Below are 14,789 nucleotides of genomic sequence, written 5' to 3' on the forward strand. Positions count from 1 at the left end.
ATCCTAGCTGCTGGCGCCGGGTACGCCGCTTCGGCCGTCATCCCCGGGCAGGTCCCCGCCGGCCGGGTTCGGGTCCACGATCACGGCCGCATGGCTTCCTTCCTGCTGCTGGCCGTTGGCGGCAGCTTCCCGCTCGCGCCGCGACACCACCGGCGGGATGTTGTGGACCGGACGGGTCTCCTTGGACAACCACACGTCGCGCAGCTCGCGGCGGCGCAGGTCATGGAAGATCTCGGCGATCTCACGCTGGTTCAGCGTCTCGCGTTCCAACAGGGCCAGGGCCAGCCGGTCCAGCACGTCACGGTTCTCGGTCAGGATGGCGTAGGCCTCGTCATGGGCGTCGTCGATCAGCCGGCGCACTTCCTCGTCCACCACGAAGGCGACGTGGTCGGAGTAGTTGCGTTCATGCGACATGTCGCGGCCCAGGAACGGCTCGCCGCCGCCCTGGCCCAGCTTCACGGCACCCACGCGTTCGCTCATGCCGTACTGGGTGACCATCTGCCGGGCGGTTCCGGTGGCCTTCTCGATGTCATTGGACGCGCCGGTGGACGGATCGTGGAAGACGATCTCCTCGGCCACCCGGCCGCCCATGGCGTACGCGAGCTGGTCCAGCAGTTCGTTGCGGGTCACCGAGTACTTGTCGTCCTCCGGCACCACCATGGTGTAGCCCAGCGCGCGGCCGCGGGGCAGGATGGTGACCTTGGTGACCGGCGCGGAGTAGCGCAGCGCGGCCGCGACCAAGGCGTGTCCGCCTTCGTGGTAGGCGGTGATCTTGCGCTCGTGCTCCTTCATCACGCGGGAGCGCTTTTGCGGCCCGGCCATCACGCGGTCGATGGCTTCGTCCAGCGCCCGGTCGTCGATCAGCTGGGCGTTGGACCGCGCGGTCAGCAGTGCGGCTTCGTTGAGCACGTTGGCCAGGTCGGCACCGGTGAATCCGGGCGCACGCTTGGCCAGGGAACGCAGGTCCACGCCCGGCGCCATGGGCTTGCCGGCGGCGTGCACCTGCAGGATCTGGTGGCGGCCCTCCAGGTCGGGGGCCTCGACGGCAATCTGCCGGTCGAAGCGGCCCGGGCGCAGCAACGCCGGGTCCAGCACGTCGGGGCGGTTGGTGGCGGCGATCAGAATGACGTTGGTCTTGACGTCGAATCCGTCCATCTCGACCAGCAGCTGGTTCAGCGTCTGTTCGCGCTCGTCGTTGCCGCCGCCCACGCCGGCGCCGCGGTGACGGCCGACCGCGTCGATTTCGTCCACGAAGATGATGGCCGGCGCATTGGTCTTGGCCTGTTCGAACAGGTCCCGGACGCGGGAGGCGCCGACGCCGACGAACATTTCCACGAAGTCGGAGCCGGAGATCGAGAAGAACGGCACGCCGGCTTCGCCGGCCACGGCGCGGGCCAGCAGGGTCTTGCCGGTGCCGGGCGGACCGTAGAGCAGCACGCCCTTGGGAATTTTGGCCCCGACGGCCTGGAATTTGGCCGGCTCGGAGAGGAATTCCTTGATCTCGTGCAGTTCCTCCACGGCCTCGTCCACGCCCGCGACGTCGGCGAAGGTCACCTGGGGCATGTCCTTGGTGATCATCTTCGCCTTGGACTTGCCGAACTGCATGACCTTGGAGCCGCCGCCCTGCATTCGCGTGAGCAGGAACCAGAAGATCAGGCCGATGATCAGGATGGGCAGGATCAGGCTGATGAAGCTCATGAACCAGTTGTTCTCCACCGGCTGGTCGGTGAAGGTGTCCACGTCGGAGGCGTTGATCGCGTCCACGATGTCCGGGCCACGGTCGCGGCTGTAGAAGAAGGTGATCGACTTGCCCTTGTTGGCGTCGTCGATGACGAGATCTTCGCGCAAGGTGAGGTCGACGCTTTGGGCGCCGTCGTTCATCCGGGCTTGTTCCGCCTTGTTGTCCTGCAGCAGTTCAAGTCCCACACTGGTGTCGACCCGTGAAGACTGCGGACCGGCTAAATTGGGCACGGCGATCAGGAGGATGACCAGGACCAGGACAATCCAGATGATCGGTCCCTTGAAAAGGTTCTTCAATTTCATGCGACTTGGGGGCTTGCGCCCGTCCCTCCTGCTTGTCCGCGCGTGATGGCAGCCCGTGGGCTACTACAGCTATACACCGTCCGTCTTCCTTCACGCTCAACGGAGGGCATAAGTTCCCTCTCGGCGTAGCCTAACCCGCGGCGGGCGGTGCGGCGGTTATTCGTAGATGTGCGGTGCCAGGGTGCCGATGAAGTCCAGGTTGCGGTAGCGCTCGGCGTAGTCCAGCCCGTAGCCCACCACGAATTCGTTCGGGATCTCGTAGCCGACGTACTTGACGTCGATTTCCACCTTGGCGGCATCGGGCTTGCGCAGCAGGGTGCAGATTTCCACGCTGGCGGGACCGCGTGAAATCAAGTTGGTCTTCAGCCAGGACAGGGTGAGGCCCGAGTCGATGATGTCCTCCACGATGAGCACGTGCTTGCCCATCAAATCCGTCTCGAGGTCCTTCAGGATCCGCACGACGCCGGAGGACTGGGTGCCGGAGCCGTAGGAGGAGACGGCCATCCAGTCCATCTTGACGTGGCTGTGCAGTGCCCGGGCCAGGTCGGCCATGACCATCACCGCGCCCTTGAGGACGCCGACGATCAACAGGTCGCGCCCTTCATAGTCCTTGTCGATTTGGGCAGCCAGCTCGGCGACGCGCTGCTGGATCTGCTCCTTGGTGTAGAGGACGTGCTTGAGGTCTGCCTGGACGTCGTTGGAATCCACCACATGCTCCCGGGTCTAGCGGTCTGTCTGGCCGGGGCTGCGGCCAGTTGTTCTCAACACAAGATTGCCATAGCCGGTGCCATCTTGGTGAACCGCATTGGCAGCAGTCCGGCGGTAGACACTGACGAATCCGGCCAACTGCACCGGGCCGGCCGAACCTTGGCGCCGCAGCAGCGATTCGGCCGCCAGCAGCCGTTCGTAGCTGGGGTTTTCACCGCCCAGTTCCGCGGCGGCCAGGGCGATCACGCGGTGCTTCATGGCGGCCGGGAGTTGTTCCATGCCTTCCCGCGGCAGCTCCAGCCCGTCCGGCGTCGCCACGCGCAGCCGGCGGTATTCCTCGGCTGCCTGCGCCTGCAGGTAGTCGGCGTCGGCGGCCAGGATCTGTGCCGACCGCCACAGCGCCTCGGCGACGCCGGGGCCCATTTCGTCCTCCAGGAACGGCATCACCCGGGTCCGGATGCGCGAACGCATGTAGTGTGGATCGCTGTTGGCGGGGTCGTGCCAGGGCTGCAGGCCGGCGACCGCACAGACCTCCTCGGTGTCTTCCCGGCGCAGCGACAGGAACGGGCGCAGATACCGGCCCCGCTTCACCGGCATGCCGGCCAACGACCGGGTGCCCGAACCGCGGCCCAGGCCCAGCAGCACCTGCTCGGCCTGGTCGTCCAGTGTGTGCCCCAGCAGCACTGCAGCTGCCCCGAGTTCCGCCGCGGCGGCATCCAGCGCCGCGTAGCGTGCCGTCCGGGCGGCTGCCTCCGGCCCGATGCCGGCCGATTCCACGGCTACCCGGCGGACCTGGACCGGGGCAAGTCCCAGCGATTCGAGCTGCAGCCGGGCTCCGTCGGCCACTTCCGCGCTGCCCTGTTGCAGGCCATGGTCGACGACGACGGCCCCCACCCGGTAAGGACGGACGCCGTTGCGCGCCGGCCGGTTGAAGAATTCCGCCGCGACGGCCAGGGCCAGCGAGTCCGGTCCCCCGCTGCAGGCCACCAACAACAGCTGCGGTTCGGCGGTCTCCGCCGTCGCTGCCGGCGGCCCGAATTGTTCCAGCGCCTGCCGCAACTGGTGCCGGGCGTCCGCCACACGCGGGTGCAACCGGGGCTTGCGCCGGTCCGCGGCGACACCGCTCATGGGCGGCTGAGGTCCATCCGGCTGATCCACAGATCGGGGTGGTGGATCTCCTCTTCGGTGGGCAGGTTTTCGGGACGCTCCCACACGGTGTTGAAACCCTCCATGCCGATCTGCCGGGTCACTGCGCGGACGAACTTGGCGCCGTCGGAGTACTGGCGGGCCTTGGCATCGAGCCCCATGAGTTTGCGGACCCAGTTCTCCAGCGCCCCGCGGCTCTTGCCGCGCGCGTTGAAACGCTGGCGGATGGTCTTCACCGTCGGGACAAGCGAGGAGTCCACCGCGTCCATCACCACGTTGGCGTGGCCCTCCAGCAGGCTCATCACGGCGGTCAGGTGGGAGAAAACGGCCTTCTCTTCCGGCCCCTGGACCAGGTCGAGGAGGGAGCCCTTCAGCGATGAACCCGGCCCTCCGCCGTCGTCCTTTCCGCTGTCCTTGGCCGCGGCGACGGCGGCCTTGACGGTCTGCTGCAGCCGCTCGCCCAGCGTGTCCGCTTTTTCCACCAGTGAGGACGAGAGCCCGCCGATCTGCTCCATCATGTGGTCGCGCAGCCAGGGAGCCGCGGCGAACTGAACCCGGTGGGTCTGCTCGTGCAGGCACACCCACAGGCGGAAGTCGGAGGGCACCACATTCAGTTCCCGCTCCACGGTGACGATGTTGGGCGCCACCAGCATCAGCCGCCCGGCTGCCGGGCCGCCGGGCAGCAGGGAGCAGAACGGGTCGTACTGGCCCAACACCTTGCTGGAGAGGAAGGAGAGGATGGCGCCCATCTGGGTGCCGGTGAGCACGCTGCCCACGGCCGTGGTGGCGTTCTTGAGCTGATCCGGGCGCTTCTCGGCGAGCGCGGTGATGGCCGGGGCCAGCATGACTTCGAAACTGCGGGCGTTTGCCTTGGACCAGGCGGCGCGGTCGATGATCAGCACGTCGGAGTCGTGCAGGTCGCGGGCCGCCTCCAACCCGGTGATGCGGTGCACGTGGTCCACCGATTCTTCGGCCAGCCGGCGCATTTCCGCGACCGCGGCGCGCATTTCAGCGGCCTTCATCCGGGGGCCGGCCGGCGTCAGCGTGGCTGCCGTGGACGCGGCCAGTTCCCAGTTGACCAGCCGAGGGACGGGCCCTGGGGTGGCGCCGGATTCACTGGGGGTCGGTGCGCTACTGTCCATGCGTCCCATCAGATCACATCAGCGGCGAGCCGGTCACTACCGGCGGGCATCGATTGGAGGCATCCCCGCGGCTGCGGCCCTGCGGCCGGGGCTGCGCGGCAGCAGCTCAGCAGCGCCCGGTTTGCCCGCTGCGGCTTAGCGACAGCCGCAGCCGGCCAGCACGGTCGCCGCCCGGTCGGCGGCCACGCGGGCGGCGTCGGTCGAACCTTTCAGGCCGTTGGCCACGAAAGCGAAAACCAGCAGGCGTCCGTCGGCGCTGGCCACATAGCCGCTGAGCGACGTCACGGTGTTCAACGTGCCGGTCTTGGCCCGGACCAGTCCGGCGCCCGCGGGGTTGTTTTCCAGGTAGCGCCCGGACAAGGTGCCGGTCAGGCCGGCGACCGGCAGGGAACCGATGCCGGCCCGCAGGTCCGCATCCTCGGAGGAGGCCATCAGCCTGACCGCCGCGGCCAACTGCGCAGGACTGACCCGGTTCTCCATCGACAGTCCGCTGGCATCGGCGAGCACCATGCCCTCCACCGGAATGCCCAGCCGCTGCACCGCCTCGCGGACGGCCTCGGTTCCGCCGCCGAAGGAGCCGGGCTTCCCGGCCGCCACGGCGGTATTGCGCGCCAGCACCTCGGCCACATAGTTGTCCGAGTGCCGCACCATGTAGGCCACCTGGTCGGCCACCGGGGCGGATTTCGCCTCGGCCAGCACGGCCCCGTCCGCCGGCGCCGCTTCGCGTGCCACCGCGCCGCTCACGGTGAGTTCCTGCCCGGCCACGGCTTCGGCCAGCGCGTCGCGGAACGCTGCCCCCGCCAGCGCGGCGGCATCGGGCACCAGGTCGCCGCCGCCGTCGGCCTGTTCCCGCCCGGCGTACAGGGCGAGCGGGTACACGGCGGAGATTTCGCCGTTCTTCACGTCGCCCGGGTCCCAGGCGGCGCTGATGGCGGCCCCGGAGTAGAGGGAGTCGTCCACCGCCACCGAGAGTTCACCGGTGTACCCGTCGGCGGCGAGTTGTTCGGCGGTTTCGGCTGCCAGCGTTGCCAGCCCGGCTTCCCCCCAGACCGCGCCTGGGTTGGATTCCCCGGCGCCCAGCAAGGCATCGCCGCCGCCGACCAGGTACACCACGCCCGGTTCGCCGCCGCGCTTGACCGAAGTGGTGAACCGGCGGTCGGCACCGATGGTATCGAGTGCGGCGACGGCGGTGAGCAGCTTCAGGTTGGACGCCGGAACCAGCGGCTCGGCGGCGGCCTGGTCGTACAGCACGTCGCCGGTGGCCGCATCGGTGACGATCCCGGTGAAGCCGCCGGCGCCGTCGAACGCCAATGCCCTGTCCAGGGCGGGACCCAGCACGGCCGGATCCGGCACCGGTGCCTCGCCGGCCGGTTCGGCCGCCGGCGGGTCCGCCAGTTCGGTGGGCGGCAGCTGCGCGGCCGGGGTGCGGATGACCGGCTCCGGCTCCGGCCATTCGATGGCCTGGGCGAGGTTGAATGCGGCGGGGACAGCCAGCACGGCGAATACCACTGCCAGCAGCCCGGAGGTGAGCACGCGGAAGCCACGCCCCATGCTGCCCCTCCCGCGGATCTTGAAGTGTTGCGAACGCCCAGCTCCCACCCCGATGCCAGCGCGGAAGGGCATGACCTATATCGTTAAGCGTAGTCTGGCGCCGGGCCACGGTTGTGCATCGGCGGCGCCGCAGCAAAAAATTCTGAACGCCTCCAAGGAGCGAAGCCATGCAGCATGACGTCACCATCGAGATCCCCAAGGGTTCGCGGGTCAAGTACGAGATCGATCATGAAACCCACCGCCTCCGCCTGGACCGGGTGCTGTTCACTTCCATGCAGTACCCCACCCACTACGGCTTTTTCGAGGAAACGCTGGGCGAAGACGGCGATCCGCTGGACGCGATGGTCATGCTGCAGGACTATGACCTGCTGCCGGGTGTCGTGGTCGAATCCCGCCCGATTGCCGTCTTCAACATGACCGACGACGGCGGCGGCGACGCCAAGGTGCTGTGCGTTCCGGCCGACAAGCGCTTCGACCACATCCAGGAGCTTTCCGACGTGCCGGAGTTCCTGGTCAAGGAAATCGAGCACTTCTTCACCCGCTACAAGGACCTGGAGCCGGGCAAGTGGGTCAAGGCCGAGGGCTGGGCCGACCGCGCCGCCGCCGAGGCGGAACTGGAAGCCTCCATCCGGCGCTTCGCAGACCAGGGCTAAGGTTCCGGCGCGGCGTACCGCAGGGCGGGCACGCCGGGCCTGAACTGAACCTCGCCGGAAACCGGCGGGATCAACGGCTGCGGCCCGGACCCTCCCAGGTCCGGGCCGCTGTTGCATGCGCCGGAGCTGCTGGCGGCAGGACACACCAGCCAACCGGAATCGGTTGTTCCTGCCCGGACGGGCGCAATACTGGTGCCATGTACGTGCTCACCATCAACCAGCGGGATTCCCGCGAGGTGGGCGACCTGGTGCCCGAATTGATCAGGTCGCTGCGCCACCTGCCCGCGGCGATCCCCTTCCAGCGGTCCGTCGGCGACGAAGCGATCGGCGCCGTCGAGCAGCCGTCCACGGCCGTCGACGCGGCCCTGATCGCGCTGCGCAGCCGGCGCTGGCATGTGGGAATCGGCGTGGGGGAACTGCGGCCGCCGCTTCCGCGGGACGTCAAGGACGCCGATGGGCTCGGCCTGGTCTACGCACGCCGCGCGGTGAACCGTGCACAGAAAACCGGCGAGCGCGTTCCGCTGGCCGTGTCCGGCCCCGATGCGGAGGCCGCGGCGGAAGCAGAAGCCGTGCTGCGGCTCATCGGCCGGATTGTCGCCACCCGCACCGACGCGGAGTGGAAGGTGCTGGACCTGATGACGCCGGGAGCGCGCGGCCAGCAGAAGTACATCGCCGAAGAACTGGGCATCACCAGCCAGGCCGTGAGCAAGGCGGTGGTCCGCTCGCACTGGGTGGAGGAGTGGGCCTGCCGCCCGGCAGCCGCCCGGCTGCTGGACCTTGTCCACGGACCCGCCGCCCTGCCCGCCGTCGCGCCGCCCGGCTGACTCGCCCCGTTCGTTACGGTAACAACGGCCGGGGCGTCTAGACTCCGAGGGAGACGGCGCCCGCCTCCGTCAGTGGTACAACGACAAAGGAGTATTCATATGGTTCCGGAGATCAACATCTGGGCGGTCATCGTGGCCACCCTTTCGACCCTGATCGTCGGATCTGTCTGGTACATGCCGAAGGTCTTCGGCAACTACTGGATGAGGGTCGCCAACGTCAGCCCCGGGGAGGGCAAAGACGCCGTACGCCCGATCATCATCACGGTGGTCGTCAGCCTGATCAGCGCGTGGGTGCTGGCGGGTTCGGCGGCCATTGCGCAGGATTTCTACGGCGGCAACTTCCTGTGGAACACGGTGCTGACCGCCATCATCCTCTGGGCCGGCTTCACCGCCGCCCGCTTCGCAACGCACGATGCCTTCGAAGGCCGGCCGGTTGGGCTGACCGTACTGAACATCGTGCACGAACTCGTGACCTTCCTGGTCATGGCACTGGTCATCGGCCTCTTCGGCATCAGCGGAGCCTGAGGAGCGGCACCGGACCGCCAGGCGGCCGGCGGGAACCGGTGTGCCCGGGTGGTTCCACCCGGGCATCTCCATCTCCTCAGTCCAGCAGGCTGCGCAGCACGGCTGCCGCCCCGTCTTCCTCCACGGTTCCCGTGACCTCGCGGGCGGCGGCCACGACCTCCTCGGGTGCCTGTCCCATGGCGACGCCGCGGGCGGCCCAGTCCAGCATTTCGATGTCGTTGCGGCCGTCGCCCATGGCGACAGTATGCGTCGGCTCGACGTCCAGCTTCCGGCGCAGGGATTCCAGCGCGCTGGCCTTGGTCACGCCGTTGGCCGCGATGTCCAGCCACGCGGTCCAGCCCACCGAGTAGGTCACTCCCTTGAGCCCTGCGGTGTCGATGGCCTCCTTGAACTCCTCGGGAGTGTTTTCGGCGCTGGAAACCACCACGCGCACGGCCGTGGAGTCCAGCAGCGTCTCGAAGTCGACGCCCATGGCCTCGATCCCAAAGCTGGCGTCCTGGAAGCGCTCCGTGGCCAGGAAATTGCCCTCTTCGTCCTCGAGCGCAAACTTGGCAGTCGGCAGCTTGGACCGCATCACCCGCAAGGCCGGTCCGGGGTTGAACGTCACCCGGTCGATCACCTCGTAGCCGTCCTCCAGCGAGGTGTCGATCCGGAGGGTGACACCGCCGTTGGAGCAGACGGCATACCCCTTGGTGACGCCGATCAGCTCGATGATCGGCAGCGTTGCATTCAGGGACCGCCCGGTGGAGACGACCACCTCGTGGCCGGCGTCGACGACGGCGCGCGCCGCTTCGCGCACGGCATCGCTCATGTGGCCGTCGTGGTTGACCAAGGTGCCGTCCACGTCCAGCGCCACCAGCTTGCGGGACCCGTTTTCCACGAAGTTGTGGCGCCGGGCCGCGTTCTTCTTCTCGTTTGTCATATCTTCTGTAGCAATCCGCTGGTCGTCGGTGCCAGCGTTAGCCTTATCAGCTGTAGTTGTCATGTCCCTAGTCAAACATGGGCGGCATACGCACGGGTAGGAAATTTTCTACGGGCGAATGAAGTGCCGGTGAACGCCATCCGGCCGCAACGGCACCCACCTGCCGGCCGCGGCGCGGAACGGCGCGCTAGGAGAGCACCGGCAGGACCTCCATGCCGCCCAGGTAGGGCCGCAGTGCGGCAGGCACGTTCACGGAGCCGTCGGCGTTCTGGTGGTGCTCGAGGATGGCAACGATCCAGCGCGTGGTGGCCAGGGTTCCGTTCAGGGTGGCCACTGCCCTGGTGCCCTTCTTTTCGCCGTCCGCGGACGCCTGGCGTTCGCGGATGTTCAACCGGCGGGCCTGGAAGGTCGTGCAGTTGGAAGTGGACGTCAACTCCCGGTAGGCCTGCTGGGTGGGCACCCAGGCCTCGCAGTCGAACTTGCGGGCCGCGCTCATGCCCAGGTCTCCCGCGGCGGTGTCGATCACCCGGTAGGGCAGTTCCACCTTGGCCAGCATTTCTTCTTCCCAGGCGAGCAGGCGGGCGTGCTCGTCGGCAGCCTCCTCAATCTGGCAGTAGATGAACATTTCCAGCTTGTTGAACTGGTGCACGCGGATGATGCCCCGGGTGTCCTTGCCGGCGGCACCGGCCTCGCGCCGGTAGCAGGAGCTCCAGCCGGCGTACCGCGTCGGTCCGCTGGACAGGTCCAGGATTTCGTCGGCGTGGTACCCCGCGAGTGCCACCTCCGAGGTGCCCGTCAGGTACAGGTTGTCCCGCTCCAAACGGTAGATCTCGTCGTCGTGCTCCACATCGAAGCCGGTCCCCTGCATGGTTTCGGGGCGGACCAGGGTGGGGGTGATCATGGGGATGAAGCCGTTGGATATGGCCTGGTCCAGCGCCATGTTCATCAGGGCAATCTCCAGCCGGGCACCCACGCCCCTGAGGAAGTAGAAGCGGGAGCCCGAGACCTTTGCCCCGCGTTCCATGTCGATGGCGCCGATCAGCTCTCCGATGGCCAGGTGGTCCTTCGGCTCGAACCCGTCCCGGGCGAAGTCCCGGGGCTCGCCGACTGTCTTGACCACGGTGAAGTCGTCCTCGCCGCCGGCCGGAACACCGTCTTCGATCCGGTTGGGTATGCTGCGGAGCAGCGCTTCCTGCTGGTTCCGGGCGGCATCGGATGCGGCCTGGGCTTCCTTGACCGATGCTGCCAGCTCCTTGACCTGCGCCAGGAGCGCTGCCTTCTCCTCGCCCTTGGCCTGGGCCACCTTCTTGCCGAAGAGATTCTGTTCGGCGCGCAGTCCCTCGTAGTGGTTGATTGCTTCCCGGCGGGCGGTGTCGGCGGCGATCACGGCATCGACCACCGACTCGTCGGTGCCCCGGGCACGCTGGGAGGCACGGAAAATCTCAGGATTGGCGCGGAGTTCGTTTACATCGATCACCTGCTAAGGGTACCGAAAAAGGCTTTCCGGCCTCGATCCGCGGCCCCCGCCGCCGATCGGGGCCTCCAATGTGCCAAAGCGGCGGGGCTGGATAGTCTATGACCAACATGACTGCCGAATGGACGCCCGCCCTCATCATCGTTTCGGCGGTGGCCGCCTTGGTGGTGGGATGGCCGGGCCTCCGCCGCATGTTCGGGCGCCGCCGGAAAGCGGTGCCGGCCGCTCCTGTGCCGTCCCCGGGCCTGCCAGACCAGCGCGTGGTATTCATCCTGAACCCGGTCAAGAACGGGGCCGCCGAGGCCCGCCGGGAGGTGGAAGCAGCCTGCGCAGCGGCCGGTTGGAGCCCGCCCCTGGTGTTGGAAACCACGCCCGGGGACCCGGGGCACGGACAAGCCAAGCGGGCCATCGCAGAGCGTGCCGACGTGGTGATCGCCGGCGGCGGAGACGGCACGATCCGGGTGGTTGCTTCGGAGTTGTCCGGCACCCAGGTGCCGATGGGCGTGCTGCCGCTGGGCACCGGAAACCTGCTGGCCCGCAACCTGGGCCTCGAGCCGAGCGCCCTGCGGGCCAACATCCACGTGGCCCTGCACGGGGTCATCCGCAAGATCGACACCGCTGACATCACCTTGGAGAACGAGGCGACCGGCGAACGGTCGCAGGAAAGTTTCCTGGTGATCGCCGGCATCGGCGTGGATGCCGACGTCCTGGCCGACACCCGTGACGACCTGAAACGCCGGTTCGGCTGGATGGCCTATTCGGAAGCCGGCGTCCGCCACCTTGCCGGCCAGCGGAAGCGCGTCATGGTCAGCATCGACGACGGGCCGGCCCAACCCCGTCGGGTCCGCAGCATCCTGCTGGCCAACTGCGGGAAGTTGCCGGCGGGCATCGATTTCATCCCCACCGCGGAAATCGACGACGGCGAACTGGACATCGTGGTACTCACTCCGCGCAGCGCGATCGGCTGGTTGTGGATCGCCGCCAAGACGCTGGTGCGGCACAGCGCCCCGATTCCGGTGATCGAGTACCACCGCGGGCGGAAGGTCCGCATCACCGCGCACCAGCCGATGGGAAGCCAGCTCGACGGCGATCCGTCCGGGCCGGTCACGTCGCTGACCGTTCAAGTTCGGCCGCGGTCGCTGGCGGTGCGCACCGAGTCGGTCCCCTCCGCCGGCAGCGGCCGGGCGGCGGCCTAGGGCCGGCGTCCGCCCGGGGCGCTGCGGCGTTCAGGCATCGTCGGCGTTTACGTGTCGTCGCCCCCGGTGTTGAGCGGGTCGTCGCTGGCATCGGCCCGGTCCGTGTTGTGCAGTTCCTCGCCCGGAACGTCGATGGGCTGTTCGTCTGCTTCGAGCGCCGGAACATCTGCATCCGGCTGCTGCAGGTCTTCGTCCCGGGGGATCGGGAACTCGCCGGCCGCCTGCTGGTCGATCAGCTGCTGCTCCTCGGCGAAGCGCAGGTCATTGCCCTGGTCCCCGAGGTCGCCCGCGCGGTTTTCGCTCGGGGTCTGGTTGAGCGCCTCCACCGGCGTCGGCTCCCCGTCCTGGTACTGGTCCCTGTCGTTCTGCTGCGTCATGGTGCTCCGATCTTTGGTCGCAGGTGCGATTTTCCTCAGCATACTGACCATAACCGCGGGCCGACAGCCCGGCGGAACCGTCAACCGGCCAACAGCAGGTCCTGCACCCATAGGTCGGCCTGCCGGAACGCCTCGTCCTGGTTGCGGCGCGGAACCGTCAGTCCGCGTCGGTCGGCGCGCGGGTAGGAGCCCAAAAACCGGATGCCCGGGCTGAGCCGGTGCAGCCCGCGGACGGCGTCGGCGACCCGCTCCTCGGCCAGGTGGCCTTCGGCATCGAGGCTGAAGAAATAATCTCCCAAAAACTGGCCGGTGGGGCGGGACTCAATCCGGCTCAGGTTCACGCCCCGGCTGGAGAACTGTTCCAGGATGGCCCCCAGTGCCCCCGGATGATCCTGCGGCAGCGGGACCACCAGCGTGGTCTTGTCGGCGCCGGTCGGCGCGGGCAGGGCACCGGGCCGGCTCACCAGAACGAACCGGGTGACGGCGTCCGGAATGTCGCCGATGTCCTCGGCAAGCACCTGCAGGCCGCGCTGCCGGGCCACGAGCGGCGAGCAGATCGCCGCATCGTAGCCGGCCGCAGGCTCCAGCAGGCCCACCGCTGCCGCCGCCGTCGAGGAGGCGGGAACGTATTCCGCCTGGGGAATGTTCGCTGCGGACCAGGCACGGCATTGCGCCCAGGCATGCGGATGGGTGGACACCACCGCGACGTCTCCCCGCTCGATGCCGGCCCGGACGGCCAGCACAAACCGGATGGGCACCAGTTCCTCCCCGATGATCCGCAGCGGCTCGCCTCCCGCGATGGCATCCAGCGTGGCGCTGACGCCGCCCTCGACCGAGTTCTCGATCGGAACCATGGCCGCGCCGGCTTCGCCCGCACGAACGGCGTCCACGGCGGCCTCGACACTCGCGGCCGGAATCCGGCGCACGTCAGCCGCCCCTGGAACCTGGAGGAGGGCAGCTTCGGTGAACGTTCCCTCCGGCCCCAGGAAGGTATAGACGCCTGCCATTACTGGACCCGGGGCTCCTGCCCGTTCTCCGAGACGATCGGCTTGCCGGCGTCCAGCCAGGCACCCATCCCGCCGTCGACGTTCACTGCGGAGTATCCGTTGCCGATCAGCCATTCGGCGGCCCGGAAGGACCGCCCGCCGCTGCGGCACACCACGTGCAGGTCCACGTCGGGATCCAGCTCCTCCAGGCGCAGGGGCAGCTCGTTAAGCGGGATGTGCACGGCGCCTGCTATATGTCCGGCTTCCCATTCGTAGTCTTCGCGCACGTCCAGAATGGTGGCGTCGCCGCCGACGCTGTTGACATCCACGTTCTCGACATCGCTCATGGCAACCTCCGTTATCCGCGGCAGGCCCTGCCGCCGCTGGTTAATTCCTGCTCCGGGCGTACCCCCGATTTGCCCCCTTTCCAAGCCTATAGTGGGATCGTCCGCCGCACCTTATGAGACAGGGGCACCCATGGCCGCAGACCAGCCGACCATCCTCGCTACGTCCGGCGGAATCAAGGCCGGCGTTCGCAGCCGGATCGCGTTCCACCACCTGGTGCACTACGCCGTCGAACTGACGGGTCCCGCCGGGCGGGCACCGAAGCTGGTCCACCTGGGCACCGCCGGGGGCGACCAGCGCTGGTTCCAAGCCGAGCTGGACGAGGCGGCCAGGGGTGCCGGCTACGGCCTGAGCCATCTGAACCTGTTCACCATGCCCAATGTCCCGGACATCGAGGAGCACCTGCTGGGCCAGGACGTGGTGTGGGTGGGCGGCGGTTCGGTGGCAAACCTGCTGGCCGTGTGGCGGGTCCACGGGCTGGAGGACATTTTCAGACGGGTCTGGCAGGCCGGCGTGGTCCTGGCCGGGGTCTCCGCCGGCTCCATCTGCTGGTTCCGCGGCGGCACCACCGACTCCTTCGGCCCCGAGCTGCGGCCGGTCACGAACGGGCTGGCACTGCTGCCCTACGACAACGGCGTCCATTACGACTCGGAACCGCAGCGCCGGCCGCTGGTGCACCGGCTCGTGGCGGACGGGATCCTGGGCGAAACGCATTGCACCGACGACGGCGTCGGGCTGGTCTACCGCGGCACAGAACTGGCTGAGGCGGTCAGCGAGACCGACGGGAAACTGGCCTACCGCGTGACAGCCCAGGCCGGCGACGGGCCCGAAGCCGTCGCGGTGGAGGAACCGATCGAGGCCAGGTTCCTCGGCTGAACGGGCGGGCGGGAACGGCGG

General features: G+C 68.3%; 15 protein-coding genes. 5 read left to right on the forward strand and 10 right to left on the reverse strand.

What is annotated here, in order from left to right:
- Nucleotides 1-3: 3 nt before the first annotated feature.
- The 5 genes from ftsH to dacB form a co-directional block, all read right to left on the reverse strand.
- Nucleotides 4-2,043 carry an ATP-dependent zinc metalloprotease FtsH gene (gene ftsH, locus AC5RVS_RS02400; protein ID WP_493988463.1) on the reverse strand — a complete coding sequence of 680 codons (2,040 nt, stop codon included), beginning with the start codon at nt 2,041-2,043 and terminating at the stop codon, nt 4-6.
- 156 nt (nt 2,044-2,199) lie between these two features.
- Nucleotides 2,200-2,751, reverse strand: coding sequence for a hypoxanthine phosphoribosyltransferase (gene hpt / locus AC5RVS_RS02405; RefSeq protein WP_353916673.1), 552 nt, complete (start codon nt 2,749-2,751; stop codon nt 2,200-2,202).
- Nucleotides 2,752-2,766: 15 nt separating this feature from the next.
- Nucleotides 2,767-3,879: a tRNA lysidine(34) synthetase TilS gene (gene tilS, locus AC5RVS_RS02410; protein ID WP_493988462.1), complete on the reverse strand. Its 1,113-nt coding sequence runs from the start codon at nt 3,877-3,879 to the stop codon at nt 2,767-2,769.
- The gene (locus AC5RVS_RS02415; protein WP_494106963.1) at nt 3,876-5,039 is read right to left on the reverse strand and encodes a zinc-dependent metalloprotease; all 1,164 of its coding nucleotides are present in this window, start codon (nt 5,037-5,039) and stop codon (nt 3,876-3,878) included. Before AC5RVS_RS02415 ends, tilS begins: the two co-directional genes overlap by 4 nt.
- A 135-nt stretch (nt 5,040-5,174) precedes the next feature.
- Nucleotides 5,175-6,590 (reverse strand): D-alanyl-D-alanine carboxypeptidase/D-alanyl-D-alanine endopeptidase, encoded by a 1,416-nt coding sequence (gene dacB, locus AC5RVS_RS02420; protein WP_494106964.1) that lies wholly within the window; start codon nt 6,588-6,590, stop codon nt 5,175-5,177.
- 167 nt (nt 6,591-6,757) lie between these two features.
- Between dacB and AC5RVS_RS02425 the strand changes: the two genes are divergently transcribed.
- From AC5RVS_RS02425 to AC5RVS_RS02435, 3 genes are all read left to right on the forward strand, one after another.
- Nucleotides 6,758-7,243, forward strand: a complete 486-nt coding sequence (locus AC5RVS_RS02425; RefSeq protein ID WP_493988459.1) for an inorganic diphosphatase — start codon at nt 6,758-6,760, stop codon at nt 7,241-7,243.
- Nucleotides 7,244-7,440: 197 nt separating this feature from the next.
- Nucleotides 7,441-8,067, forward strand: a complete 627-nt coding sequence (locus AC5RVS_RS02430) for a hypothetical protein (protein WP_494106965.1) — start codon at nt 7,441-7,443, stop codon at nt 8,065-8,067.
- 99 nt (nt 8,068-8,166) lie between these two features.
- Nucleotides 8,167-8,592 (forward strand): DUF1761 domain-containing protein, encoded by a 426-nt coding sequence (locus AC5RVS_RS02435; RefSeq protein ID WP_493988457.1) that lies wholly within the window; start codon nt 8,167-8,169, stop codon nt 8,590-8,592.
- Between the two features lie 76 nt (nt 8,593-8,668).
- On the opposite strand, the gene AC5RVS_RS02440 is transcribed toward AC5RVS_RS02435, so the two are convergent.
- Together AC5RVS_RS02440 and serS are read right to left on the reverse strand one after the other, a co-directional pair.
- Entirely contained in the window at nt 8,669-9,451 is a 783-nt protein-coding gene (locus AC5RVS_RS02440; RefSeq protein ID WP_494107303.1) for an HAD family hydrolase, read from the reverse strand.
- Between the two features lie 250 nt (nt 9,452-9,701).
- Nucleotides 9,702-10,991, reverse strand: coding sequence for a serine--tRNA ligase (gene serS, locus AC5RVS_RS02445; RefSeq protein WP_494106966.1), 1,290 nt, complete (start codon nt 10,989-10,991; stop codon nt 9,702-9,704).
- Between the two features lie 98 nt (nt 10,992-11,089).
- Here serS and AC5RVS_RS02450 point away from each other — a divergent pair, with 98 nt between their 5' ends.
- Nucleotides 11,090-12,184 (forward strand): diacylglycerol/lipid kinase family protein, encoded by a 1,095-nt coding sequence (locus AC5RVS_RS02450; protein ID WP_494106967.1) that lies wholly within the window; start codon nt 11,090-11,092, stop codon nt 12,182-12,184.
- A 47-nt stretch (nt 12,185-12,231) separates the two neighbouring features.
- Here AC5RVS_RS02450 and AC5RVS_RS02455 read toward each other — a convergent pair whose 3' ends face one another.
- The 3 genes from AC5RVS_RS02455 to AC5RVS_RS02465 all read right to left on the reverse strand — a co-directional run bounded on the left by AC5RVS_RS02455 (nt 12,232) and on the right by AC5RVS_RS02465 (nt 13,894).
- Nucleotides 12,232-12,561, reverse strand: coding sequence for a hypothetical protein (locus AC5RVS_RS02455; RefSeq protein ID WP_493988454.1), 330 nt, complete (start codon nt 12,559-12,561; stop codon nt 12,232-12,234).
- Nucleotides 12,562-12,641: 80 nt separating this feature from the next.
- Complete coding sequence (gene pheA, locus AC5RVS_RS02460) at nt 12,642-13,568, reverse strand: prephenate dehydratase (RefSeq protein ID WP_494106968.1); 927 nt, start codon at nt 13,566-13,568, stop codon at nt 12,642-12,644.
- Nucleotides 13,568-13,894, reverse strand: coding sequence for a rhodanese-like domain-containing protein (locus tag AC5RVS_RS02465; protein ID WP_493988452.1), 327 nt, complete (start codon nt 13,892-13,894; stop codon nt 13,568-13,570). The genes pheA and AC5RVS_RS02465 overlap by 1 nt, the downstream gene beginning before the upstream one ends.
- Before the next feature lie 130 nt (nt 13,895-14,024).
- On the opposite strand from AC5RVS_RS02465, the gene AC5RVS_RS02470 reads away from it, so the two are divergent.
- Complete coding sequence (locus AC5RVS_RS02470; RefSeq protein ID WP_494106969.1) at nt 14,025-14,768, forward strand: Type 1 glutamine amidotransferase-like domain-containing protein; 744 nt, start codon at nt 14,025-14,027, stop codon at nt 14,766-14,768.
- The last annotated feature ends 21 nt before the right edge of the window (nt 14,769-14,789 follow it).

This window comes from Arthrobacter sp. Y3221048 (assembly GCF_059092685.1).